The sequence below is a fragment of the Pseudofrankia inefficax genome, assembly GCF_000166135.1.
Lineage (GTDB): Bacteria > Actinomycetota > Actinomycetes > Frankiales > Frankiaceae > Pseudofrankia > Pseudofrankia inefficax.
This window is the reverse complement of the sequence record NC_014666.1, coordinates 8,732,331-8,756,430: the sequence shown is the minus strand read 5'-3', so window position 1 is coordinate 8,756,430 and position 24,100 is coordinate 8,732,331. Positions and strand designations below refer to the sequence as shown.

Genomic DNA, 24,100 nt, shown 5'->3' with positions numbered 1-24,100 from the left:
GGCGGTGCGCGGTCCCTCGTGGGTGTCTCCTTGACAACGGGCCGCCTTACCTCGAACATTTGTTCGATAGTTGGGTTCGGGCTGTGCGACGGTCTGAGCGGGCTCGGTCTGAGCGGGCTCGGTCTGAGCGGGCTCGGTCCGAACGGGCGGCCGGCGCGGACGGCGGGGCGGCCTCCTCGGGCGACAGGCCCGGGCGGCTCCGCTGAACGGAACGTCCGGGCGGCAGCTCCGCTCGGTGCGTCGGGGCGGCCCGAGACGGCCAGTGCGGGCATCGGCGCGGGATGATCGAGGACAGGGGTGAGGCGGGTGACGGTCACCGACATCTCGCGCGGTGGCGGTCAGCCGCTGGAGCTCGACCGGACGCCCCCGCACGACATCCCGGCCGAACAGAGCGTGCTCGGCGGCATGCTGCTGTCGAAGGACGCGATCGCGGACGTCGTCGAGGTTCTCCGGGCGACCGACTTCTATCGCCCGGCGCACGCGACCGTCTTCGAGGTCGTCGGCGACCTCTACGGCCGCGGCGAGCCCGCCGACACGGTGAGCGTCGCCGCGGAGCTGGGCCGGCGTGAGCTCCTGGAACGGGTCGGCGGCGCCGGCTACCTGCACACCCTTATCTCCAGCGTGCCGACCGCGGCGAACGCCGGTTACTACGCCCATATCGTCGCCGAGAAGGCCGTACTGCGCCGGCTCGCGGAGGCCGGCACGCGGATCGTCCAGCTCGCCTACGGGCCGGCCCATGACGTCGACGCTCTGGTGGACCGCGCCCAGGCCGCCGTCTACGACGTCACCGAGCGTCGGGGCACCGACGACTACGCCCCCCTCGGGGACCTGCTCAATCCGGCGCTCGAGGAGATCGAGGCGATCGCCGGGCATGAGGGTGCACTCACCGGTGTCCCCACCGGCTTCGCCGACCTTGATGAGCTGACGAACGGCCTGCACGGCGGACAGCTCTGGATCGTCGCCGCTCGGCCCGCGGTCGGTAAGTCGACCCTGGGCCTGGACTTCGCCCGGGCGGCCTCGATCAAGCATGGCATGGCGTCGGTCATCTTCTCGCTGGAGATGAGCCGCATGGAGATCACCATGCGCCTGCTCTCCGCCGAGGCTCGGGTCTCCCTGCAGAACATCCGGACCGGGCGGCTCACCGACGAGGACTGGGCCCGCCTGGCTCGGCGGATGGGCGAGGTGGCCGAGGCGCCGCTGTTCATCGACGACAGCCCGAACCTGACCATGATGGAGATCCGGGCGAAGGCCCGCCGGCTGCGGCAACGCAACGACCTGCGCCTGATCATTCTGGACTACCTTCAGCTGATGTCCTCGCCGAAGCGGGTGGAGAGCCGCCAACAGGAGGTCAGCGAGATCTCCCGGTCGCTCAAGCTGCTCGCCAAGGAGCTGGAGATCCCGGTCGTCGCCATATCCCAGCTGAACCGGGCGTCGGAACAGCGGGCGGACAAGCGGCCGCAGGTCTCGGACCTCCGTGAGTCCGGCTCGCTTGAGCAGGACGCCGACGCCGTCATCCTCCTCTACCGTGAGGACACCGTCGAAAAGGAATCGGCGCGGGCCGGCGAGGCGGACCTCATTATCGCAAAACACCGAAACGGCCCGACCGGCACCGTGACCGTTGCCTTTCAGGGGCATTACTCCCGCTTTGTCGACATGGCCAACTAGGCTTCTCGTCAAGTACGGGCACTTCGCCGGTCCCGCACCGCCGCGCGGGGTTGGCGCTGGCGCGGGAGGAGGCGGCGGATGGGCCAACGGGTGCCGGTGATCGCGCTCACGGGGTACCTGGGCGCGGGCAAGACCACCGTGCTCAACCACCTGCTCCGGGCGCCGGGGGCGCGCATCGGGGTGGTGGTCAACGACTTTGGCGCGATCAACGTCGACGCTGCCCTGATCACCGGCCAGGTGGACGAGCCGGCCGCGATCACGGGCGGCTGTGTGTGCTGCGTTCCGGACACGGACGGCCTGGACGACGCGCTGGAGAAGCTCACCCAGCCTCGGCTACGGCTGGACGCGGTGCTCGTGGAGGCCAGCGGCGTCGCCGACCCCCCGGCCCTGGCCCGGCTCATCCAGTTCAGCGGCGTGCGGCGCGCGCGCCCCGGCGGCCTGGTCGACGTGATCGACGCGGCCGCCTACTTCGACACCGTCGACAGCGGTGGGCCGCCGCCGGCCAGGTTCTCGGCAGCCTCGCTCGTCGTGATCAACAAGACCGACCGTGTCGCCACCGAGGTCCGGGCTGAGACGGTGGCCCGGATCGCCGCCCGGGTACGCGAGGCCAACCCCCGCGCCCACCTCGTCGACACGACCCACGGGCGGGTCGACCCCGCACTCGTGTTCGACGCCGCCACCACGGAAGACCCGGTCGACGAGCTCCCCTTCGCGGCCGCGGCCAGGCAGGACCCGGGCGAGGAGTCCCACCGGCACGTCCACGCGGTGACGGTGCCGGCTACCGGCCCCATTGACCCCGGTCCGCTGGTCGACCTGCTGGAGGACCCGCCGGCGGGGGCCTACCGCCTGAAGGGCACCGTGACGGTGGACACCGGGCGAGGCCCGCGCGGTTTCGTCGTCAACATCGTCGGGCCGCAGATCCACGTCGCGGCAAGGCCTTCCTCCGACGGTCCCGACGGTTTGGTCGCGATCGGCCTGCATCTCGACCAGGCAGCGGCCCGGGCCCGCCTGGAGGAGGTTCTGCGGCCCTGCTCCGGCCGCCCGGCCGCCGAGGGCGTGCGTCGTTTCACCCGCTACCGCCGCCTGAGTTCCTGACAGAGGCGTCCAGCCGGCCCGGACAGCGGCGACACCGGGCGTAATACCGTGGCGTCGCCGACGCTGAACGCGTCGGTCACGGTCGCCGCCCGGCGCCAGGAGAGGTCCACGGCGAAAGGTCTGCACCGTGCTCGAGACGGACCGGTTGGTGCTGCGTCCGCTGCGGCTGGCGGATGTCGACGCCTTCCTGGCACTGCATGCCGACGACCGGGTCAACCGCTTCGTTGGCACCTACACCCGCGACCAGGCGCTGGTCCGGCTGGAGACAGTTGAAAAACAGTGGGCGGACCGGGGCCACGGACTGTTCTCGGTGCACCTGAAGACGACCGGCGAGTTCGTCGGCCGGATCGGCCCGCAGTTCTGGGACGAGTTCGGTGAGGTCGAGATGGCCTGGACCCTGCGCGCCGAGGCGTGGGGCCGCGGCTACGCCACCGAAGCGGCCCAGGCCTGCATCGACTGGGCCTTCGAGCACCTGACCGAGAACTACCTGGCCGCCTACATCCACCCGGAGAACGCCGCCTCCCACCGCGTCGCGCAGCGGCTGGGCTTCTCCGTGCTCCGTCACGGCATCCTGTTCGACAAGCCCGTGATCGTGTACGCCCTGAACCGCCCGACCACCCGGGCCTGACGGGCCCCGGGCCGGCCCGCGGGCCCGCCCCAAACCCCCGCCGCGCAGCGACCGCGGCCACCGAGATCACCGCGGCCACCGAGATCACGACGGTGACCGCTGGGGCCTCGACAGTGACCGCTGGCACCGCACCACCCTCGTCGGTCGAGACGCTGCCTGATCGATGCCCGTCCTCCAACCGGCCCGGCGTCAGCATCGGCCGCTCGCGCAGCGCGGCGCTCCGCCGTGCCCGCCCCGCCCCGCCCCGGCCCGCTGCGGCGCGGCGCGGCGCGGCGCGTTCCGCGCGGAACGCGGAGATCGTCCCGCGCCCGCGCAACGTGTTCTCCGGAGGGAGAGTCGACTGTGACTCGGTCGCGTTCCGCCGACGCGGAGCTCAGCCGCCTCCGTGTGCAGGCGGCCCGGAGTCGGTGAGTGCACTCGTCGCTCGGTCGCGTTCCGCGGAACGCGGAGATCGTTACCGGCGTCGGCTGGGCGACGGTAGCGCGTGGGCGGTCGCCGGACTGGGCCGTGGCGACGCCAGCTCGGTCGCGTTCCGCGGAACGCGGAGATCGTGATCGGTGTCGGCTGGCGGGGCGTTCCGGGAACGCGGCGATCTGTCGCATCTGCGCGCAGATCGGCCCAGGAGTCGGTGAGTTCGCTCGTGGCTCGGTCGCGTTCCGCGGAACGCGGAGATCGTCACCGCTGTTGGCTGGCGAGTTGCGCCAGGGAGCGGGCGATCCGCCGCGCCTGCGCGCAGCGCGTACCGGACGGGGTGAGTCCGTCGGTGGGCTCGGCCGCGTTCCGCGGAACGCGAGGATCGTCTGCGGCACCCGTTCCAGCGGAACGAGGAGGTCGTCTGGCGTTCCGCGGAACGCGGAGATCGTTTGGCCGGCTGGCTGACGTTCCGACGAAGCCTTGGGCCTCCGTGGCGTCCGCGCGCCGACCGTTCCGCGGAACGCGGAGATCGTTGGCGGTGCCCGCGTCGTGTCTCCAGGATTCAGGGAGCCCGTCGTTGGGTCGGCCGCGTTCCGCCGAGCGGGCTGGTCGTCCGCGGCGCCGGGCTCTGGACGCGCGATTGCTCCGGGGGTACGGCGGGACGGGTTGGGTGGCGCCTGCGCATGCAGGGTGGTGCACGTCAGCGAACGTCAGCCGTGCCCGTCCCGCCCGCGTACCACGGGCAGTGCCGCGCTCCACGGGTGCGCGTTCCGCGTTCCGCGGTGCCCGTCCCGCCCGCGTTCCGCGGGACGGTGCGCGTTCCGCGGGTTGCGGTGCGCGTTCCGCGGGTTGCGGTGCGCGTTCCGCGGGGTGCGGTGATCGTTCTTCGTGACTACTCCGGCGGAGTGGTCGGAGGGGCGGGGTCGGCGGGCGGGGGGACGACCCAGGGCACGCCAGGGGTGCGTGGCTGGTTGGGGATGCCGTCGGCGTCGGGGTGCGCGGGCGGTTGGTTGGACGGCTGGACGGGCGGCGCGGGTTGGGGCGGGCCATAGGCCGGGTAGCCGGGATAGCCGGGATGAGGCGGGTAACCGGGCTGCTGACCGTAGCCCGGCGGGCGGTACGCGGGGTGACCGTAGCCCGGCTGGTTCGGCCCGGGGTAGCCGTGCTGGTGCGCGCCGGGGTAGCCCGGTTGCTGGCCGGCCGCGACTCCTGATCCGTTGGTTCCGCCCGGATTGCGCCGGGGGAAGCGGGTACGCAGCAGTCGGTTGAGCCACCAGGCCAGCGCCAGCGACGCGAGCATGCCGACGAACGGTCCAGCCTGGTGGTGCCGGTCGCCGGTCTTCGTCCGCGAACCGGCGGCGAGCAAATAGATCGTCATGATCGCGATGAAGACGTAACCACTGACGAAGAAGTGGAAGAAACGTAGCCGCAGCCGGGCGACAACGTCTCGCAGGAACACCGCCGGCAGGATCCAGATGCCGAAGCCGAATACTGCCGCGGTCAACGGCGAGAACACCAGGAACCCGAAGAACTGCTTGAAGAACTCGCCCATGCCGGGCCCCGTCGCTTAAGTCCGTGCCGTCAGACGGCGCCGGCCGTGGCTTCCGCCGAGGCCTCGACGCTGGCGACGTGCTCGACCGACGGTGTGCCTGCGAAGAACGGACCGATCGCCGCGCGCCAGCGCCCGAAGCCCTCGGAGCCGCGGAAGCCCTCGGTATGTGCCTCCAGGCTGGCCCACTCGACGATCAGCACGAATGAGCTCGGCGACTCGACCCCGCGACTCATCCGGATCGATCGGCAGCCTGGCGCGGTGGCGATCTCGTGTCGAACCGTGCGGTAAGCGACGATGAAGTCGCTCTCCGTACCTGGTTTCACGTCAAACCTTGCGATCTCCGTGACGGGGGTGCCGCCCGCCGCCGGCCCGGTAGCGCTCATGCCGCAAGTCTGGCACCTGGACCGCGGCCTCCGCTGGCCGCCCGCAACTCCCGTACCGATCAGCGATGTGTCTACATACGGACTGGTACGCGAACCTGGGCGACCGCGCGGACCGAGGCGAATATCCTTCGTGCTGAAGATCGAGGGCGACGGAGGCATCGGCGCGATGGCCGGAGCCAGCATGGTCGTCGGGGACAGCGCGGTCGGGAGCCAGCTGGTGGAACCGCTCGACGAGGACGACCCGACCCGGCTTGGCCCGTACCTTCTGCTGGGTCGCCTGGGTCAGGGCGGGATGGGCACCGTCTACCTTGGCCGCCGGACCGGGGTGAACGGCTCGGGCCTTCTGGCTGAGGCCGCGGTCCAGAGCCCGCAGGACGACGGCAAGACGGGTGAGAACGGTACCGGCCCGTTGGTAGCGGTCAAGATGGTCAGGCCCGACCTGGCGCGGGAGCCCGAGTTCCGTGAGCGCTTCGGGCGGGAGGCGACGGCGGCCCGGAGGGTGGCCCGGTTCTGCACGGCCGAGGTGCTGGATGTGGACGTTGAGTCCCGCCGGCCCTACCTCGTCACCGAGTACATCGAGGGACGCACCCTGGCGGCGACCGTCCGTCAGGACGGGCCGCTGTCCAGCGCCGAGGTGGAGCGGCTGGCGGTCGCGGTCGCCTCGGCGCTGACCGCGATCCATGCCGCCGGGCTGGTCCACCGAGACCTGAAGCCCGGCAACATCATGCTTTCGCCGTCCGGAGCCCGGGTCATCGACTTCGGGATCGCCCGCGCACTGGACGCGACGACGACCTTCACTCATGCCGGTGTCGGAACTCCCGCGTTCATGGCGCCAGAACAGGCCCTCGGCGCCGTCGTCGCCCCACCGGCTGACATCTACGCCTGGGGTGGCGTCCTGCTCTTCGCCGCGACCGGCCGGCTCCCGCATGGCGAAGGTCCGAGTCCTGTCATCCTCTACCGGGCCGTCAACGACGAACCTGACCTCTCCGGTCTCGAACCGGGCCTTCGGCAGCTTGTCGCCCGCGCGATGGCGAAGGACCCGGACCGCCGGCCCACGGCGCAGGAACTGCTGCTGCATCTCGTCGGTGCACGTCCCCTCGACGGCCTGGACGGGCCGTCCGCGGCGGTCCTCGATTCCGCTCCGGCCGGCGACCTCGATGAGGCGCTGGCACTCGCCGCCGAGATCGCTCGCGACTTCGGCGACGACACCCTCGGCACCCACGACGCGTCGGGCCCCGGTGGCCAGAATGCCCCTGGCCGCCCGGCTGCCCTTGACGATCCAGCTGCGCCCGGCAACCTAGCTGCGCCCGGTGGTGCCGCTGCCCCGGGCGGTCAGATTGCCCCGGGCGGTGCGACTGCCCTGGGCGGTGCGACTGCCGCTGATGGCGCGACTGCGCCCGGCGATCCGACTGCGCCCAGCGATCCGACCGGTCCCGGCGACCTGATGGGCCCGGCGGGCGGCCGGTCGACCGCGCCGGCGGACCAGGACTCGCGGTCGCGGCCAGCCGCGGGCCCCGCCCGTGGGACAGCCGGCGGTCCCGTCACGCCAACCGCGACGCCCTCGCCGCGGGCCGTGACCACCGACCCGCCGACCCGGGATGCGACCACGTTCGTCCCGTCGCACCTGCGTGCCGACGGCGACCGGTCGGACGAGCCGTCCCGCCGGCGCGACGGGGAGCCGGTTACCGGTGTGACGGCGCGGCGCAGATCGGGGCGGCTGTTCGCCGGCCGGCGGGGTGCCGCCGGTGGCACCGTCAACGCCACGCCGCTCGGCGAGCCGCTGGCCGGTCATACGGGGCACGTCGAGTCCGTGGCCTTCGCGCCGGGAGGCGGGGTGCTTGCCTCCGGCGGCGCGGACGGCACCGTCCGACGGTGGCGGCTGGCCGAGGAGGCGCCCGGGCCCGACGTGGCGATCCCGCTGGGGGAGCCGCTGCGCGGCCACGAGGGCCGCGTGCTCGCCGTCGCCTACGCCCCGGACGGGACGGCGCTGGCCACGGCGGGCAGCGACCACACCGTCCGCGTCTGGCGGCAGCCGGCGGTCGAGGCCACCGGGCCGTCCGCGCGAATGCCCGCGATCGGGCTCGGCCACACGGATCAGGTGACGGCGGTGGCGTTCTCACCGCTTGGGCGGTTCCTGGCGACCGGGAGCCTCGACGGGACGGCCCGGCTGTGGGAGCTGGACCCGGGGGAGCGCGACCCGGCGGCGTCCGGCCGCGGCGTGGTGCGCCAGTTCGGGCAGCCGCTGGGCGGCCATCAGGGGAAGGTGCTCGCGGTCGCGTTCTCGCCCGACGGCGGGCTGCTGGCGACGGCCGGGACCGATCACACCGCGCTGCTGTGGGACCTGACCGCCACGGTCCCGCGCCCGGTCGGCCCGCCGCTGGCCGGCCACCGCTGGCATGTGCAGGCGCTCGCGTTCACGCAGGATGGCCGGGTCTTGGTCGCGGGGGCCGGCTTCGGCGCCGTCCATCTGTGGGACGTCGACAAGCCGGACCGGCCGTACCCGTTGGCTCAGGTCACCAGCAGGGGCAACGGGCAGATCCGGTCGGTCGCCCTCAGCGCGGACGGCCGCACCCTGGCCGCCGCGGGCGGCATCGGCGCCGCCGTCCAGCTGTGGACGCTCGACGACCTCACGAGCCCGGAGCCTCTCGGGCAGCTGGCCACCGGCCACGTCGGCACCGTCCGCGCGCTCGCCTTCTCCCCGACGTCCGACACACTCGCCACCGCGGGCGACAACACCGTCCGCCTGTGGCAACCGAGTTGACCTCCCGACCCAACCGGCGAACCGGCAGGTCGAGCCCTACGTAGTGGTCGGGAGAGTCGGCCGTCCGGCGACCAGCGCACAGGACAGCGAGCCCGGTCCAGGCCGGGGGCGGCGGTCGGCGTGAGGCCGGACACAGGGATTGAACAGGGCAGCAGATACGCTGGTGAACGGTGCGCCGCCGAACCGAGGCGTGTGCCCACGCGTACTGGCGGCCTCGCGCCGGTGAACCCTCCGAGGCAGGTGCGCGTCCGCCCGCGAGTGCGGCGACCTGGCCCGCGCGACCCCGCGCCCGCTGTGGGGCCCCGCCTCGCGTTCGTACCGCCGTCGAAGGTCCTGAGGTTACGAAGATGCCCGCACTGCGTTCCCGTACCACCACTCATGGCCGGAACATGGCCGGTGCCCGCGCGCTCTGGCGGGCGACCGGGATGACCGAGGACGACTTCGGCAAGCCGATCGTGGCGATCGCCAACAGCTTCACCCAGTTCGTCCCCGGGCATGTGCACCTGAGGGACCTGGGCAAGCTGGTCGCGGACTCGGTCGCGGCCGCTGGCGGCGTCGGCCGCGAGTTCAACACGATCGCCGTCGACGACGGCATCGCGATGGGCCACGGCGGCATGCTGTACTCGCTGCCGTCGCGGGAGATCATCGCCGACAGCGTCGAGTACATGGTGAACGCGCACTGCGCGGACGCACTGGTCTGCATCTCGAACTGCGACAAGATCACGCCGGGCATGCTGCTGGCCGCGCTGCGCCTCAACATCCCGACCGTGTTCGTCTCCGGCGGGGCGATGGAGTCCGGCAACGCGGTCGTCCAGAACGGCACCGTGCGCTCCCGGCTCGACCTGATCGACGCGATGAGCGCCGCCGTCAACCCGGACGTCTCCGACGCCGACCTCGGGATCATCGAGCGGTCCGCCTGCCCGACCTGTGGGTCCTGCTCCGGCATGTTCACCGCGAACTCGATGAACTGCCTGACCGAGGCGCTGGGCCTCGCCCTGCCGGGCAACGGCTCGACGCTGGCGACCGCCGCGGCCCGCAAGGAGCTGTTCGTCGAGGCCGGGCGCCTCGTCGTCGACCTCGCGCGTCGGTACTACGAGAAGGACGACGAGGGCGTGCTGCCGCGCTCGATCGCGAGCGCCGCCGCGTTCCGCAACGCGTTCGCCGTCGACGTCGCGATGGGCGGCTCGACGAACACGGTGCTGCACCTGCTCGCCGCCGCCGTCGAGGCCGAGGTACCGGTCGACCTGCACGACATCGACGAGATCTCCCGCCGGGTGCCGAACCTGTGCAAGGTGGCCCCGAGCTCGACGAAGTACTACATGGAGGACGTGCACCGCGCCGGCGGTATCCCGGCGATCCTCGGCGAGCTGGACCGGGCCGGGCTGCTCGACCGCGGGGTGCACAGCGTGCACTCGGCGAGCCTGCGCGAGTTCCTGGACCGGTGGGACATCCGTTCCGCGAGCCCGGCGCCGGACGCCGTCGAGCTGTTCCATGCCGCGCCGGGCGGGGTGCGCACCGTCGAGCCGTTCAGCTCGACGAACCGCTGGGACACGCTCGACACCGACGCCGTGGACGGCTGTATCCGCTCCGCCGAGCACGCCTACTCGGCCGAGGGCGGGCTCGCCGTGCTGCACGGCAACCTGGCCGACGACGGCGCGGTGGTCAAGACCGCCGGCGTCCCGGAGGACCAGTGGGTGTTCGCCGGGCCGGCCGTCGTGGTCGAGAGCCAGGAGGCAGCGGTCGAGGCGATCCTCGGCAACCGGGTCAAGCCCGGAGACGTGGTCGTCGTCCGCTACGAGGGGCCGCGCGGCGGGCCGGGCATGCAGGAGATGCTCTACCCGACGGCGTACCTGAAGGGGCGCGGCCTCGGGCCGAAGTGCGCGCTGATCACCGACGGGCGGTTCTCCGGCGGTAGCTCCGGCCTGTCGATCGGGCATGTCTCGCCGGAGGCGGCGCATGGCGGCACGATCGCGCTGGTCCGCGACGGTGACCGGATCGAGATCGACATCCCCGCCCGCCGGATCGAGCTGATGGTGCCGGAAGCGGAGCTCGCCAGCCGCCGAGCCGAGCTGGAGGCGGGTAACGGCTACCGGCCGGTGAACCGTGAGCGCACCGTGTCAGCGGCGCTGCGGGCTTATGCCGCGATGGCCACGTCGGCCGCGACGGGCGCCGCCAGGGACGTCAGCCTGCTCGGCGGCTGAGACCGGCGCCATCCCACCCCGACGAAGCCCGGCCCGCGACCAGTGGTCGCGGGCCGGGCTTGGGCTGTCTCCTGGGGGCTCTGCGGCTTCCCAGCGCCTACGCGGCGGCGATGGCCAGGGAGAGGGCGAAGTCGCCGTCCGGGTCCGCCCACCACTGCGCGAGCCGCCAGCCGGCGGCGGCGAGCTCCCGTTCGACCATGGCGTGGTCGAACTTCGCGCTGATCTCGGTGCGGATCTCCTCGCCCTCGGCGAACTCGACGGTCAGGTCGAGGGCCGTCACCTTCACCGTCTGCGCCTTGACCGAGCGCAGCCGCATTTCGATCCAGCGGTTCTCGGCGTCCCAGTGGGCGACGTGGGCGAACCCGCGCAGGTCGAAGTCCGCGCCCAGCTCCCGGTTGAGCACGGTGAGCAGGTTGCGGTTGAACGCGGCGGTGACCCCGGCGCTGTCGTCGTAGGCGGCGACCAGCCGAGCCGGCTCCTTGACCAGGTCCGTGCCGAGCAGCAGTGCCTGGGCCCGGCCGCCGTGCTCCCGTGACCCGTTCGCCTGGTCGAGACCGGACCGCAGTTCGGTGAGCAGCGCCGCCCGCTCGGGCGGGCGCAGGTTGCCGATCGCGCCGCCGAGGAACGCGACGAGCGTGCCGCCGGCCGGCTGGATGGGCAGCAGGCCCAGATGCTGGCGGAAGTCCCCGACGACGGCGTGCACGGCGAGCCCCGGGTGGTTCGCCCGGGCAGCGGCGCCGGCGCGGGAGAGTGCCTCCGCGTCGACGTCGAACGGGATGAACCGCCGCAGCCGGCCGGTGCCGGCGAGCGCCGCCAGCAGCGTCCGGGTCTTCTCGGAGGTCCCCGAGCCCAGCTCCACCAGCGAGTCGACGCCGCCGGGGACCGCCGTCTCGAGCTCGGTGGCCAGCTGCGCCGCGTGGGTGGCGAGGATCGCCCGCTCGGCCCTGGTCTGGTAGTACTCCGGCAGTTCGGTGATCTTGCCGAACAGCATGCTGCCGGTGGTGTCGTAGAACCAGGTCGGCGGGAGCTCCTTGGGCGTGGCGGCCAGGCCGCGGCGGACGTCCGCCGCCAGCGCGGCGGTCCGCTGCGCATCGGTCAGGTGCCGCTCGATCGTCATACCGCCGCGGGCCTTCAGCAGGGCGGCCACATCGGCCGGGGTCGGAGTGCGCGCGGCCCGTCCTTGGCCGGTGGTGTGCCCGGCCCGCCCTTGGTCAGAGACGTGCCCGGCCCGGTCCTGGCCAGCGACGTGTACGGCCCGGTCCTGGCCAGCGATGACCGCGTCCGGGGACTGGACGGTGTCCGCCCCCGATGTCGGTGTCCTCGAAGTCATACGGACGCCCTCCGTCAGGTAGTGAACCCAGAGTAACCGTCCTGCGAGATCAAATTACTTACAGTTACTTTGCGTGTGTCGGCTACGAGCAGGCGGTGGTTCGGGACTTCCACCCAGACGTCCGTTCCGTTGCCTGGGTGCAGTTCAGTGGCTGGGTGGCTTTCGGCGCTCGCTCGTCCTTCGCTGACGGATTCGGCGCCGCCCGGCACCCGGACCATCGGAGCGTCGTCGTCAGGCTCGCTCGCGACCAGGACGCCAGCCGACGAGACCCGGTACCAGAGGGTGTCGTCCCAGGTCGTGGCGACGATCTGCCGCCCGTCGGTGACCAGCACGTTCAACCGGCTGGGCGGCTGCTGGCCCGCGTCGCCCGCCGCCCGGCTGGCCTCCCGCGCGGCCGCCTTCGCGCCGACCGTCGTCACCACCTCGGCCACCGCGTCCGCCAGCGTCAGCCCGGCGAGCGCCCGCTCCCAGACCAGCGCGGCCAGCAGCGCCGAGTCACACCGGGAGTCCGGCGGTGGGGCGTCGGGCCGACCGGCCAGCAGGGCGAGCAGGACGTCGACGCTCACCCGCCCGTTGTGGCTGAGCAGCAGCGGCCCATGGGTGAAGGGCGCGGTCGAGGTCTCCTCGATCGGCATGCCCACGGTCGCGTCGCGCACCGCGGCCAGGACGCAGCCCGACGCGACGACCTCCGCGAACGAGGCGAACGAGGCGTCGGTCCACATCGGCACCGCCCGCCGGTAGCGCGCGGGCTGCGGGCGCAGGGCCGGCACGTACCAGCCGACCCCGAAGCCGTCAGCGTTGACCCGGCCGTGCCGTTGCTGCCTGGGCGCCCACGACTGCTGCAGCAGCCCGGACGGACGGCGCAGCAGCAGGTCGGCGAGGGTGCGGTCGGCACCGAGCCAGGCGAGGTGTCTGCACATGCGGTCGGCCCTTCACTCGGTCTGGTTCGGCCGGGTCCGGCCGTGGGTCAGTCCGCGTCCCTGGCCAGCCGGAAGCCGACGAAGATCTGGCGGCGGATCGGGTGGTCCCAGTTGCGGAAGGTGGCCCGCGCGGCGCTCGGGTCCGCGGCCCAGGAGCCGCCGCGCAGGACCCGGTAGCCCCGGAACTGCTGGTCCGGGTCGGCGTCAGCCCGCTCGACGCCGTCGGGGCCGCGGAAGAAGACCTCGCTGTACTCCCGGTAGGGGAAGGCGGCGAAGCCCGGGTAGGCGGTGAAGCCGCTCGACGTCCACTCCCAGACGTCACCGATCATTTGTTCGACGCCACTCGCGCTGGCGCCGTCCGGGTAGGCGCCCAGCGGAGCCGGCCGGGCGGCGCGGTGACCGAGGTTCGCGTGGCGCGGCGTCGGCGGGTCGTCGCCCCATGGGAAGCGGCGCGACCGGCCGGACGCCGGGTCGAACGCGCAGGCCTTCTCCCACTCGGTCTCGGTGGGCAGTCGCCGGCCGGCCCAACGGGCGTGTGCCTCGGCCTCGTACCAGCAGACATGCTGCACCGGCTCGTCGAGCGGCAGGGCCTCGTCGCGGCCGAACCGGCGGCGCAGCCAGCCGCCCGCGCCGTCGCGCCGCCAGAACAGCGGGGCCTCCAGCCGTTCGCGGCAGCGCCAGGCCCAGCCGGCCGGCGACCAGAGCCGTTCGTCGTCGTAGCCGCCGGCGTCGAGGAACGCCAGCTGGGCCCGGTTCGAGACGGGCAGCCGGTCGATCCAGAAGGCCGGTACGTCGACGCGATGCGCTGGGCGCTCGTTGTCGTAGGCCCACGGGTCGGTGCTGGTGCCCATCGTGAACGGCCCGGCGGGCACGAGGACCTCGCCGCTCACCGGTCGTCCCGCCGGCAGCGCCACGCCCTCGTCGACCACAGGATCCCGCGCCGGGCGTGGCTGGACCCGCGCCGCGGTGGCGAGCTGCAGCGTGGCGAGCAGCGTCTCGTCGTGCTGGTGCTCGTGCTGGACGACCATCCCGTAGACGAACCCGCCCGACAGCAGCCGCGTGACCACGTCGTCCCGTTGGCCGCCCCAGCCGGCGGGCCGGGAGTCCACAGACCGGGAGTCCAGTGCCGCCATGGCGTCGAGGACGCGGGAGCGGACGTCGGCGATGTAGCCGCGGGCCTGGTCCGGGGGCAGCAGCGGGAGGGCCGGCCGGTCGGCGCGCGGATGACGGAACGCGTCGTACAGGTCGTCGATGCCCGGAAGGAGCGGGTCCGCGCCGGTCAGCGCCCGAAGCAGCCAGAGCTCCTCGTAGTTACCGATGTGCGCCAGGTCCCAGACCAGCGGCGACATCAGGGGGGAGTGCTGCCGTATCAGCAGGTCGTCGTCGAGATCCGTGTACGTCAGCGTCCGGCGCCGGCTGCGTTCGAGGGCCTCGGCCCATCCCGCTGGGCCGGCCGGTACGGGGGCCGGGTGCGACCCGCCGGCGGCAAGGCCGCCCGAGAGGTCCGTCCCTTCGTCGGCCGTCGCCGGTTCGGCCGTCGTTGGTCCGGGGTGTGCCGGCACCGCTGATCCCGCCATCTGCCCCTCCGTCCGTCCATGAGCAGCTAAACACCGGCCGCCGGATTCGGCCCTGGATGTGCACAGATTTTGGGCAAACTTGACAGACAGTGTCGATCTCCGTGCCCGGTCGGCCGCTCCTCAGCGGAACTGGTCGCGGAGCAGGCCGGCGGGGCCGACCTGGGTGAACCGGTCGGCCAGGTCGTCGGCGGGGTACGGCCGCGGGCCGGGTAGCGGTCCCGGAACCGGGCCACGGCCGCGCGGGTGCTCTCGTCGGCGCCGAGCCGGACCAGGCCGTCCAGCGCGAGGTCGACGCAGCTGACCGCGGCCCGGCGCAGGGCGTCGTCACGCAGGCCGAACGCGCTGGCCTGCCGCCAGCCCTTGTCGGCCTCGCGGCAGGCGGCCAGCGCGCCGGCGGAGGCGACCGGGTCGTCGAGCAGCGCTGTGGTCACCGCGACGGGCACCAGCCAGCCGTCGCCCGGCTGGGCGTCCAGGTAGCGGATCTCCAGCCAGCCGCGCGGGCGGACCGGCGGGAAGATCGTGGTCGCGTGCAGCGCCAGGTCGTCGTAGAGCGGCGGCCGGTCCGTCGGGCCGGCGCCCCGCAGCCAGTCACCGAACGTCGTGCCGTCCCGCACGGCCACCAGCCGCTGCTGACGGCCCGGACCGGTCCGGGAGCCGGGCCCGGTGGCGGAGCTCGGACCGGCCGAGCCACCGGCATCCCGGCCGGTGTCCGGCGCGACGGCGATCATCATGAGGCGGGCCGAGAGCAGGTACTCCGCCCACCGGTCGGCCAGGTCGGCCGCGGCCACCTGCGTCGGGCCGACCTGGACCGTCCTGGTCGGGTCCAGCGACTCCCACATCCGGGTCCGGGCCGAGCCGAAGCCGGTCAACCTGCCCAGGCGAGCCGGCGACGCGGCGAACATCGCGACCAGCACCGGACGCAGCCGGTGGGCCAGCCGCCAGCGCCGGACGATGTCGAGCGGGTCGGCGCCCGCGTCGAGGTTGATCTGCACGGACGCGCTGGAGCACATCATGATCCGGCCGGCGTCATGGCCGCTGGCCGCCCAGTACCCGGCCATCGAGGCATACCGGTCGTCGGTGAGCCAGCGGGTCGGCGGGCGCAACGGGTCGAGCCCGAGCCCGGCCAGGGCCAGTCCGGCGTCGGCGAGGGCCGCGCGAACCTGGGCCAGATCCGCCCGCACGGCGTCCAGGGCGGCCGACAGCGGCAGCGGCGCGCCGGACAGCTCCAACTGGCCGCCGGGCTCGAACGTGAGCCTGCTGCCGCCGGCCAGCACGGCGCCGGTGGCGTCCGGCACGGCTCCCGCTGGCTCTCCTGACGCGGCCGAGCCGTTGGACCCGAGGGTGGCGAGCAGTGGCGCCAGCGCGGCGGACGTCCGCTCCGGCGGCACCGGCGCGTCGTTCGCGGCCCGGTCGACGACCAGCCACTCCGTCTCGACGCCGACGGACCGCGGCCCCGGCCGGGCCGGTAGGCAGCCGGCCGCGAACCGCAGCACGTCGTCCACGGTCACACCGGCGAGCGACCGTCGCCGCGGGCCACGCGGCCCGGTCGGTCGGCCGGCGGGAGCCCTGGGCGGCGCGGCCGGCCTCGTCGCCACGTCGGGGGGTGCGGCCAGGGAGCGGGCCGGCGTGAGCGTCGGGCGGGTGTTCGCCGCGGCGGCGGAGGGTGCCGAGATCGGACGGGGTGGCATGAATTCCTCCCGGGACCGGTCCCACCGCGCTGACACGGGCGGGAGCTGGCGTTCGGGGCGCGGTTCGGAACCTTCCACGTCGGGCGCGGGAGCGCGACCGCCCGCCGATCGGCCAGGTACCCGGCCCGGTGGGCGGGCCGCTCACCCCCCGCTCGATACACCCGGATCGGGGCGGATAAACCGGCGGAGCCTGGCTTTTCGGTCGACCGAGCGTGACCGCTAGGCCCGCGAATCGAGTCAAGAGGGACCGCTGGCCAACCAGTGTGCAGTACGTGTGCTGTCCTTGGCTTACCGTGAGGATTCGATGGAATGCTGGTCATCGGACCAAGAACTGCCGATAGCACGTGGTGACCGCCTCGCGGCAGAATCGTGGCACGTGGTGCTGGAAGGTGGTGGCGGTTGAGCGCGGGGCTGGACCGGACGGCTCCTGGCCGGTCGGCCATGGCGGAGTACCGGCGGCGCCGGGCGCTGTACGTCGCCGAACGCGACGACAGGCGGGTCAGGGCCGCGATCATCGCCGGTTCGGCCGCCGTCGGCGCCGCGCTCGTCGTCGTGCTGATCGGGATCTCGCTGCACGGGGCCGCGGCGGTGCTGGTGCGCTCAGGAGTCGCCGCGGCGCTGCTCGTTCTCGTGGTGGCGGCCGTCCGGTTCTTCCGGATTCCGCCTGAGATCGAGGCGTGGCGGCGGGATGCGGGCGCCGAGCGGCGTACCGCCCGAGCCCTCGACCGCCTGAACCGGGCCGGTTACACCGTCCTGCACGACCGGTCCACCGCCGACTCGGCCGGCAACATCGACCACCTGATCATCGGGGCGTCCGGGGTCTGGGTGATCGAGACCGACGCGCACCGTGGCCCGGTCCGTTCGAGTGGTGGCGGGGTGTGGGCCGGCAAGGCGCCGTTGCGCGCCCGGCTCGGCCTGGTCGCCTGGACGGGTGAGCAGGTGAGCGCCGCGCTGCTCGCCGAGCTGCCCGAGGGCTGGCAGTTGCAGGCACAGACGGTGCTCGCGTTCGCTCGGGCCGACGTGCCCGGCGGCCTCGCCCTCGTCGACGGCGTGCTGCTGCTGCCGGCCGCCGGCGTCGCCGAGTACGTGCTGTCCGCCGGGGTGGTCCTGCGCCCGCTGGACGTCGCGATGCTGGTCGACGTCGCCCAGCGGGCGCTGCCCGCCTACGAGGTCGCCGGTCCGCCGCCCACCTGGTCCGCGCTGTCCAAGCTGCGGGGCCTGCGCCGCCGCGAGCAGCTCTGACAGCCAGGGCTCACGGCCTTGCCATGGGCCGGACTACTTGGGTTGCAAGCGCTGTGGCCTCGCGACGAGATGAAGCAAATCTTCTCGGCCAGCGAACAAGAGTTCCTTGTCCGTCGCGACAGGGCGACCTGGTAGTCAATGGGAAGATCATCTCGCCGTACCTCTGAGCGAAAACTGCGCCGACCGACAAGCGCTATGCCCATCAGGGGCCGCCGCTAGGCGGAGATTGACACTCCCGCGTCCTCGCCGAGTGACTGTCTGCCCGAGCGCACCGGAGGTCACATGCCACAGTCCCGGAAGCTATCATGGGTGGGTCCCGCCTGTGGGGTGACGGGTAAGCTCTAAAATTCTCGCCTGCGACAGAGAGTCCTATCGATGACCGACGAGTTGTTTCCTATCCCGGAGCCATTGGTCAGACCAGTCATCGCACTCCCCCCTCATCTGAAGGAATTGATCGATCTACTCCCATTGAATACGCCGGTACATCGCCGAGATCTCGAAGCGAAGTATGGGCGCTCCAACTATGCTAGACGCATACGAAAGATTATCAGTGAATACGGTTGGGAAATCGAGAGTCGCCGCCAGTCGGAAGGCGCCAATGACGATTGGTACATCCGTCGGTCCGACGGCCCCGTGCGACCGCAGCGTATTAGACGGGAGGTACCAAGACGCAGCCGCGAGACCGTCTACAGACGTGACGACTGGATCTGCCAGATTTGTCGGATGAAAACCGACCCGGAGCGTGGATCTCTCGTTCCGCAGTGCGATCACAAGATTCCGGCGGACCGCGGAGGGGATTCTGATGAAGAAAATCTTCAGACGCTTTGCACGCGTTGCAATCTCAAGAAGAGGCAGGCCTGCGGTGGATGCGCTCTGGCCAGCTGTGCGGATTGTCCATTTGCGTATCCAGAAAAGTTTGATGATGTGCTGATTCTGCACCTCGACAGGGAGCACCTTAAGAGGATTATGACCACGGCATACGCTCGAAATGTCACGGCCAGTGCAGTCGTCAGCGACCTATCCGACCTGCTCTAGAGGATGGTTACCCCATTCATAGCAATTTGACGCCATGTGCTGGAAAACCTCGAGGGCGACTTGTCGAGCGAGCTCTACAGGAACGGCGTTCCCAATTTGCTTTACCGTCTGAAAGACGCTTCCGGTGAACTTGAAGTCGTCCGGAAATGTCTGCAGGCGCGCTCCCTCCCGTACGGTGATGGATCGGTCTGCGGCGGGGTGTAGATAGCGTCCCTTCTCAGGCTTTAGAAACTGGGTCCTTATGGTCAGCGAGGGAGCGTCCCACTCCAGCCTTCCCATGAGATCGGTGCTACCGCCTCCACGAGGGTCCTTGTACCGCCAGCAATCTGGCTGAAGGTCTTCCGGCAGATCCTTCCTGTTACCGCCGGGAGGAACATGCCGGTATCTTTCAAGGGAAAGCTTCGAGACATTTCGGGAGTTATGCAGATTCTCATTGGTCGGCTCTAGAGGGAGGTCTCCGATAGCATCCCGGACCGTTCTCCATGTTGGCAGCTCGGTGAAGAGATTCATCTGGTCGCCGGGCTTTTGGTGCGTTGCCCGAGGAAGGCTTGGAGGCCCGATCCTGCTTCCGATCATAATCGTCCTCTGCCGCCTCTGAGGAACGCCGAAATCGGCCGCATTCAAGACCGACACCGTAAGCTTGTAGCCAAGCTTTTCAGATTCCTCTGAGACACCGAGGAACGCCGGATCTTTGAGGAACTCGGGGACATTCTCGATCACAAAGACGCTTGGTTTCGAGGATGCGACACAACGCATGTAGTCTTTCCACAGGAAATTCTCCAGGCGTTCCTTCCGGGCCTGCTTACCCAGACGACTGAATCCCTGGCATGGGGGACCTCCGACGACAACATCTGCGGAAGGAAAATCAACAAAGTCGCGAATGTCCGTGCAGATCGACATTCCAGGGAAGTTTGCGCGATGCGTCTCGATAGATGGAAGGTCATGGTCGATGGACAGAATCGGCTGGAATCCTGCCTGCATGAATCCCAACGTCATCCCTCCGGCGCCACAGAAGAGATCGATCAGCGTCGGCTTTGATTCCGAGCTGACCAGTTCGGAATCTTTTGTCGCGCCGATCGCTCGGAGTGCCCCGTGTCCGGAGCGCATACGCGAGCTACGGAGAGAAGCATCCGCCACGACAACCTCGAATCTTCACTGCGCGGGACCCATACGGCAACAGCACACTATAGCATCCCGTGACAGTCGTGCCAGGTAGGCGCCGGTTCGTGTCGCAGAAGTGTGGCCAAATTTGGCTCCGGCCGAGAACGCGCGTTCGCGACCGGTGATCGAACGGTCGGAGAGCCACCGATTGCGTACGTTTCGTATATGAAGGATCTTAGGGGCTGGCGCGAAGACAACACCCTTCAGGCCAAAGCTGCTGCGCGCTACCAGGCTACGGCTGGGTAAAAGTCGGCGAGCCGCTCAATTTTGCGATCGGACTACTTCCGCGACGTGAATTGCGGCCGTTTGTGCATCTTCGTGTTCCCACACGGGATGACGACCCATCCCGCATCTTTTAGCAGCCTGTTGGTCTGGGCATCCCGATCTCGGTTCTCTCGGACTTTCTTGGCCCAGAAGGCGGCATTCGTCTTTGCGACAGTATGGTGCTCGGGGCACCCGTGCCAGAAGCATCCGTCGAGGAACACGAAAACCCGTGTCCGAGTGAAGACCAGATCACCTGTGCGTCGCACCTCCGGAAGCGGGCGAGCGCTAACCCGATAGCGAAGGCCAAGTCGATGAACGGCTGAACGGAGGGCCAATTCGGGTTTGGTATCCCGAGATCGGTTGGAACGCATCGAGGCCCTCACGGCTACCGATGACGCCCATGACTGCCGTTCGTGGTCCATGCGGCCAGAGTAGTAGAAGGTCGGCCACGTCGATGAGTCCGTTGCGACATCTGAGCCGAGGACGTCGTCGGCGGCAGCGCACGCCGGCCACCTTGCCCGGCCACCAATACCTCATGGCCGGGCCCGCCCGCCTTGGTCGTCGCAGTTGGCCACCATGGGTCTGCCCGACCGTCAATAGCTCTGATAACCCGGCGGGACGCGGACTCCGGTGCCGTCGGGCTCCTCGTCGTCCCGGTAGACCGAGACGTCGAAGGCGTCCTCGCGCTCGGCGTCGTCGGCCTCATCGAGGATCGCCGGCTCCCAGTGGCCGCCGGCGAAGTCCTCGGGGCCCATGCCCGGGGGGTCCAGCTCACGCGGGTCGAGGTCCTCGGGGGTGAGGTTGATGTCGTCCACCTCGCCGTGCATCTTCGAGCCGTTGAGGACGACCGGGATCTCCATGTCGCCGACGACGTGCTCGACGTAGAAGGCCCGCTGGCCGATCAGCCAGAGCGCGAAGCCGGGGTCGAGCCGGGGGAGCAGGTCGGCGGCGACGTCGGTCAGGCCGAGCGCCTCCTGGGTGGCCGACACCTGGTCGGTCGCCTGCTTGTAGAGGATGCGGGTCGACGTCTCGGCCAGCAGGCCCTTGGCGATCTCGACCGAGTCCGGGGACGCCGAGAGCAGGTCGGAGATCCGGTGGGCGACGATCGCGTTCGCGCAGCCCCACTGGCGGGCCAGCTTCTGCTGGGCGGACAGGCGCCGGACCAGGCCGGCGAACCGCATCAGTCGCCAGCACTCGTCGTAGACCACGTAGCGCTGGACGCCGTCCTGGCGCATCAGCGCGGCCTCCATCCAGCCCTGCGCGCAGGTCATGATCAGCGCGATCATCTCGTCCGAGCCCTGGACCCGCTCCAGGTTCAGCACCGCGATCGGCTTGTCGAAGTCCAGCGGCGACGTGGTCGGCCCGTCGAACAGGCCGCCCAGGGCGCCGGTGGTGAGCCGGCGCAGCGTGAGGGTCGCGTCCCGGGAGGCGTCGCGCAGCTCGACGGCGGTCATCGGCAGGCCGGTGCAGTCCGCCTCGGTCGGCTCGGTCATCGCGTCGAGGACCTGGCCGAGCAGCGGCGTCGCCCAGCGGTCGGTCGTCGCGCCGGTGATCTGCCGGGAGACGACGTCGAGGGCCAGGTCGATCGCGGTGTGCTCCGGCGGGGTGAGCGGCACGCCCTTGGCCGTCTCGATCAGCGACGCGAGCAGGGACGAGCGGGCCCGCTTCACCTCGCGGGCCCAGTCGTGGTCATGGATGCCGCGCGGCCGGGGCGGCGCGTCCAGGGGGTTCAGCCGGGTCGACATGCCCGGTCCGATGTAGGTCGGCTCGCAGCCGAGCCGCCGGGCCAGCCGGGTGTACTCGCCCTTCGGGTCGCACGGGACCGCGGCCTGGTAGCCGAACGCGGCGCCGCGTGACATCAACGTCTTCAGCAACGACGACTTGCGTGAGCCGACCGCGCCGAAGACCGCGAAGTTCGGGTTCTCGATGACCTGCTGGCGGTAGAGCTCGAAAACGTCGAACACGAACGAGTTACCGGACCAGACGTGCCGGCCGATGAACATGCCCGGTGCGTCCAGGCCCGAGTCGACGACGAACGGGTAGATCCCGGCGATCTGCGCCGTCGTCTCCATGTGCGCGGGCAGGCGCAGCTTGTGGAACGTCTGGCCGTGGAACGGGCCGTGCAACTGGGGCGGCTGGGCGCCCCGGCGCCGTGACGACTCGGCGCGGCGCGTCGCGGCCCGTTCGGCCGCGGCGGCCGACTTCTGCGCCCGGCGGCCGGACCGGGCCGAACCCCGGGCGGCCTGGCCGGCGCGCCGGCCGCGGCCGCCGCCGAGATCGTCGACGTACTCGCCGGCGTCCCGGCCCGGGTCGTAGTCCGGCGGGCGGACCGGCACCTGCGCGGGCGGGGCCGGCACGGGCCAACCGTCGACCACCGGTTCGTCCTGGCGGGCGACGACGCCGTGACCGCCCTGACCGTCCGGGTCGGCGGCGTACTCGTCGTAGTCGCCGCCGTCGTAGCCGTCGTAACTGTCGTCGCCGACCGGGTCGCCGGCCAGCCATGTCTCGGTCTCGTTGACCGCCAGGTGTCGGCCGGGGCTGCCGGCGGCCGCCCGGCCAGCCGGGTCCTGCGTGGTCATGAGACGCCCACGGCGAGCGGGAGGGCACCGACGTTGAAGCCCTGGTCCTGCTCGCCCACCAGGCGCACCATCTCCAGACGGCTGCGCGAGGCCAGCGTCTCGGCCTCGCCGCAGGCGTCCGCGAGACTGTCCAGGTCGTCCGCGGAGACCGTCACGAAGCCGTGGAACCGGAACGCGCCGAAGCCGGCGACCAGCTCCTGCTCGCGCCGCTCCACCTCGTCCGCCTCGGTGGCGTCGCGCTGCGTCGTCACCTTGCCGATCTTGTCTCGCATCTGCTGTTCGCCGAGGTGTGCCATCCGGCGGCGGTTGACCGCCTTCTCGGCCTTGCGGCCCGGCAGCGGCTCGACCACCAGCGAGACCGTGCGCCGGCAGGTCGTCTCCATCAGCAGCGGGGCGAGGAAGGCGGCCGGGGACGGCACCCGCGGCCAGCCGTTGATCCAGTAGGTGGTGTGGAAGCCCGAGTCGGTGCGGTAGTGGTCCCAGGCCGCGACCGCGCGGACCGGGCCGGCGACGGCCGGGTCGATCCCGGACGGCAGGCCCTTCAGACCGCCGGCCAGGTCGGTGGACGCGCCACCGCGGGCATCGATCATGTCGACCGAGTACGGGTCATAGGTGGTGCGGATGACGGCCGCGAGAGCTCGCGGCGGCAGCCAGCCCACCGTGCTGATGGACGCCCTGGCGAGCGCGGCCTCCATCGTGCGCAGCTCACCGAGCAGCACCGCGCAGGCGGCCCTGTCCCCGCCACCGGCCCGTTGGATCGCCCTTCTGGCGTCCCTGGCCCGCAGCTGGAACGACAGGAAGGTCTCGTGCCGCTGCGCCACCGGCCCGGCCGCGTCGATCACTTCCTGGTAGGCCTGCGCCGCCCACGAGTCGTCGTGGTGCCCGCGGACCCGCCAGTGCCGCTGCAACTGGTCGCCCGAGTCGGGCAGCGTCCGCTCCAGCCACTGGATCCGGGCCAGTCGCCCGCCGCCGGAGGTCAGGCCGGCGAGCAGCTCGCCCCAGGCATCCACCCGGGCCTGCTGGTCGCCGGACTCCAACAGGGCGAACTGGCTGCCCTGCACCTGCAGGACCGCGGTGTAGGTCTGCTTGCCGGTGTCCTTCACGACGGCCACGTAGCGGCCGTTCCCGACCGGCACCGACAGCATGACGAGGCTGGCCAGGGGTCCAGGCAGCACCGTCCTCGTGATCTGGTCCTCGTCCGGCCCAAGCCGGAACACGCCGCCGCGGAACACTGTCTCGCCCGTCACCTTCTGCATCGTGTAGCCGAACAGAATCGGCACCCACTGGTCGAGATTACGGTCCTCGACCCGGACGAACGCCACGAAACCCAGTGCCACCGCGACCAGCAGCCAGGCCGGCGCCAGCAATATCGGCGACCGCAGCGCGCCGATGACGCAGACCATCACCCCGACCAGCAGGCCGAGCTGTGGCCAGCGCAGGCCGAGCAGGATCCCGCCGCGTTCCAGCGGGCCGAACCGATAACTGCGTTCCGCGACCATGACCCCTATTCCAACGCAGTCCTAGAAGAGCAACGCCGGCAGCCCAACGCTGCGCGCGAGCGACCGGTCGCCGGGCGGCGCGGGGACGTCCCCGCTGCCGCGAGGC

17 protein-coding genes are annotated in these 24,100 nt (G+C 71.3%); 7 read left to right on the top strand and 10 right to left on the bottom strand.

The window, feature by feature from the left end; translation table 11 throughout:
• Positions 1-306 precede the first annotated feature (306 nt).
• The 3 genes from dnaB (at position 307) to FRAEUI1C_RS35525 (ending at position 3,388) form a co-directional block, all read left to right on the top strand.
• The gene (dnaB, locus tag FRAEUI1C_RS35535) at positions 307-1,665 is read left to right on the top strand and encodes a replicative DNA helicase (protein ID WP_041259852.1); all 1,359 of its coding nucleotides are present in this window, start codon (positions 307-309) and stop codon (positions 1,663-1,665) included.
• 78 nt (positions 1,666-1,743) lie between these two features.
• Entirely contained in the window at positions 1,744-2,760 is a 1,017-nt protein-coding gene (locus tag FRAEUI1C_RS35530) for a CobW family GTP-binding protein (protein WP_013428236.1), read from the top strand.
• Positions 2,761-2,887: 127 nt separating this feature from the next.
• Positions 2,888-3,388 carry a GNAT family N-acetyltransferase gene (locus FRAEUI1C_RS35525; RefSeq protein ID WP_013428235.1) on the top strand — a complete coding sequence of 167 codons (501 nt, stop codon included), beginning with the start codon at positions 2,888-2,890 and terminating at the stop codon, positions 3,386-3,388.
• A 1,306-nt stretch (positions 3,389-4,694) separates the two neighbouring features.
• Here the strand turns inward: FRAEUI1C_RS35525 and FRAEUI1C_RS35520 are convergent.
• Both FRAEUI1C_RS35520 and FRAEUI1C_RS35515 read right to left on the bottom strand, forming a co-directional pair.
• Positions 4,695-5,354, bottom strand: a complete 660-nt coding sequence (locus tag FRAEUI1C_RS35520; RefSeq protein ID WP_013428234.1) for a hypothetical protein — start codon at positions 5,352-5,354, stop codon at positions 4,695-4,697.
• A gap of 29 nt (positions 5,355-5,383) precedes the next feature.
• Complete coding sequence (locus FRAEUI1C_RS35515; protein WP_013428233.1) at positions 5,384-5,737, bottom strand: antibiotic biosynthesis monooxygenase family protein; 354 nt, start codon at positions 5,735-5,737, stop codon at positions 5,384-5,386.
• Positions 5,738-5,867: 130 nt separating this feature from the next.
• On the opposite strand from FRAEUI1C_RS35515, the gene FRAEUI1C_RS35510 reads away from it, so the two are divergent.
• On the top strand, positions 5,868-8,498 hold the full coding sequence (locus FRAEUI1C_RS35510) for a WD40 repeat domain-containing serine/threonine protein kinase (RefSeq protein WP_013428232.1): 2,631 nt from the start codon (positions 5,868-5,870) through the stop codon (positions 8,496-8,498).
• Positions 8,499-8,845: 347 nt separating this feature from the next.
• Positions 8,846-10,699, top strand: a complete 1,854-nt coding sequence (gene ilvD, locus FRAEUI1C_RS35505; protein WP_013428231.1) for a dihydroxy-acid dehydratase — start codon at positions 8,846-8,848, stop codon at positions 10,697-10,699.
• Between the two features lie 97 nt (positions 10,700-10,796).
• On the opposite strand, the gene egtD is transcribed toward ilvD, so the two are convergent.
• The 4 genes from egtD to egtA are packed head-to-tail and all read right to left on the bottom strand — an operon-like array spanning position 10,797 to position 16,214.
• Positions 10,797-12,029 carry an L-histidine N(alpha)-methyltransferase gene (egtD, locus tag FRAEUI1C_RS35500; protein ID WP_013428230.1) on the bottom strand — a complete coding sequence of 411 codons (1,233 nt, stop codon included), beginning with the start codon at positions 12,027-12,029 and terminating at the stop codon, positions 10,797-10,799.
• 14 nt (positions 12,030-12,043) lie between these two features.
• Positions 12,044-12,949, bottom strand: a complete 906-nt coding sequence (gene egtC, locus FRAEUI1C_RS35495; protein ID WP_013428229.1) for an ergothioneine biosynthesis protein EgtC — start codon at positions 12,947-12,949, stop codon at positions 12,044-12,046.
• A gap of 47 nt (positions 12,950-12,996) precedes the next feature.
• A complete protein-coding gene (gene egtB / locus FRAEUI1C_RS35490; RefSeq protein WP_013428228.1) occupies positions 12,997-14,526 on the bottom strand; it encodes an ergothioneine biosynthesis protein EgtB in 1,530 nt (509 codons plus the stop codon).
• 26 nt (positions 14,527-14,552) lie between these two features.
• Entirely contained in the window at positions 14,553-16,214 is a 1,662-nt protein-coding gene (gene egtA / locus FRAEUI1C_RS35485) for an ergothioneine biosynthesis glutamate--cysteine ligase EgtA (protein WP_013428227.1), read from the bottom strand.
• Between the two features lie 441 nt (positions 16,215-16,655).
• Between egtA and FRAEUI1C_RS35480 the strand changes: the two genes are divergently transcribed.
• A complete protein-coding gene (locus FRAEUI1C_RS35480; protein ID WP_013428226.1) occupies positions 16,656-17,456 on the top strand; it encodes a nuclease-related domain-containing protein in 801 nt (266 codons plus the stop codon).
• Between the two features lie 375 nt (positions 17,457-17,831).
• Complete coding sequence (locus FRAEUI1C_RS38845; RefSeq protein ID WP_013428225.1) at positions 17,832-18,491, top strand: HNH endonuclease; 660 nt, start codon at positions 17,832-17,834, stop codon at positions 18,489-18,491.
• Here the strand turns inward: FRAEUI1C_RS38845 and FRAEUI1C_RS37920 are convergent.
• The 4 genes from FRAEUI1C_RS37920 to FRAEUI1C_RS35455 form a co-directional block, all read right to left on the bottom strand.
• The gene (locus FRAEUI1C_RS37920; protein WP_157735229.1) at positions 18,474-19,598 is read right to left on the bottom strand and encodes a DNA cytosine methyltransferase; all 1,125 of its coding nucleotides are present in this window, start codon (positions 19,596-19,598) and stop codon (positions 18,474-18,476) included. The genes FRAEUI1C_RS38845 and FRAEUI1C_RS37920 overlap by 18 nt on opposite strands.
• A 332-nt stretch (positions 19,599-19,930) precedes the next feature.
• Positions 19,931-20,287, bottom strand: coding sequence for a very short patch repair endonuclease (locus FRAEUI1C_RS37915; RefSeq protein WP_232425583.1), 357 nt, complete (start codon positions 20,285-20,287; stop codon positions 19,931-19,933).
• A gap of 222 nt (positions 20,288-20,509) precedes the next feature.
• On the bottom strand, positions 20,510-22,495 hold the full coding sequence (locus FRAEUI1C_RS35460; RefSeq protein ID WP_013428223.1) for a putative type IV secretion/conjugal transfer ATPase: 1,986 nt from the start codon (positions 22,493-22,495) through the stop codon (positions 20,510-20,512).
• Complete coding sequence (locus tag FRAEUI1C_RS35455) at positions 22,492-23,994, bottom strand: SCO6880 family protein (protein WP_013428222.1); 1,503 nt, start codon at positions 23,992-23,994, stop codon at positions 22,492-22,494. Before FRAEUI1C_RS35455 ends, FRAEUI1C_RS35460 begins: the two co-directional genes overlap by 4 nt.
• Positions 23,995-24,100: the final 106 nt, after the last annotated feature.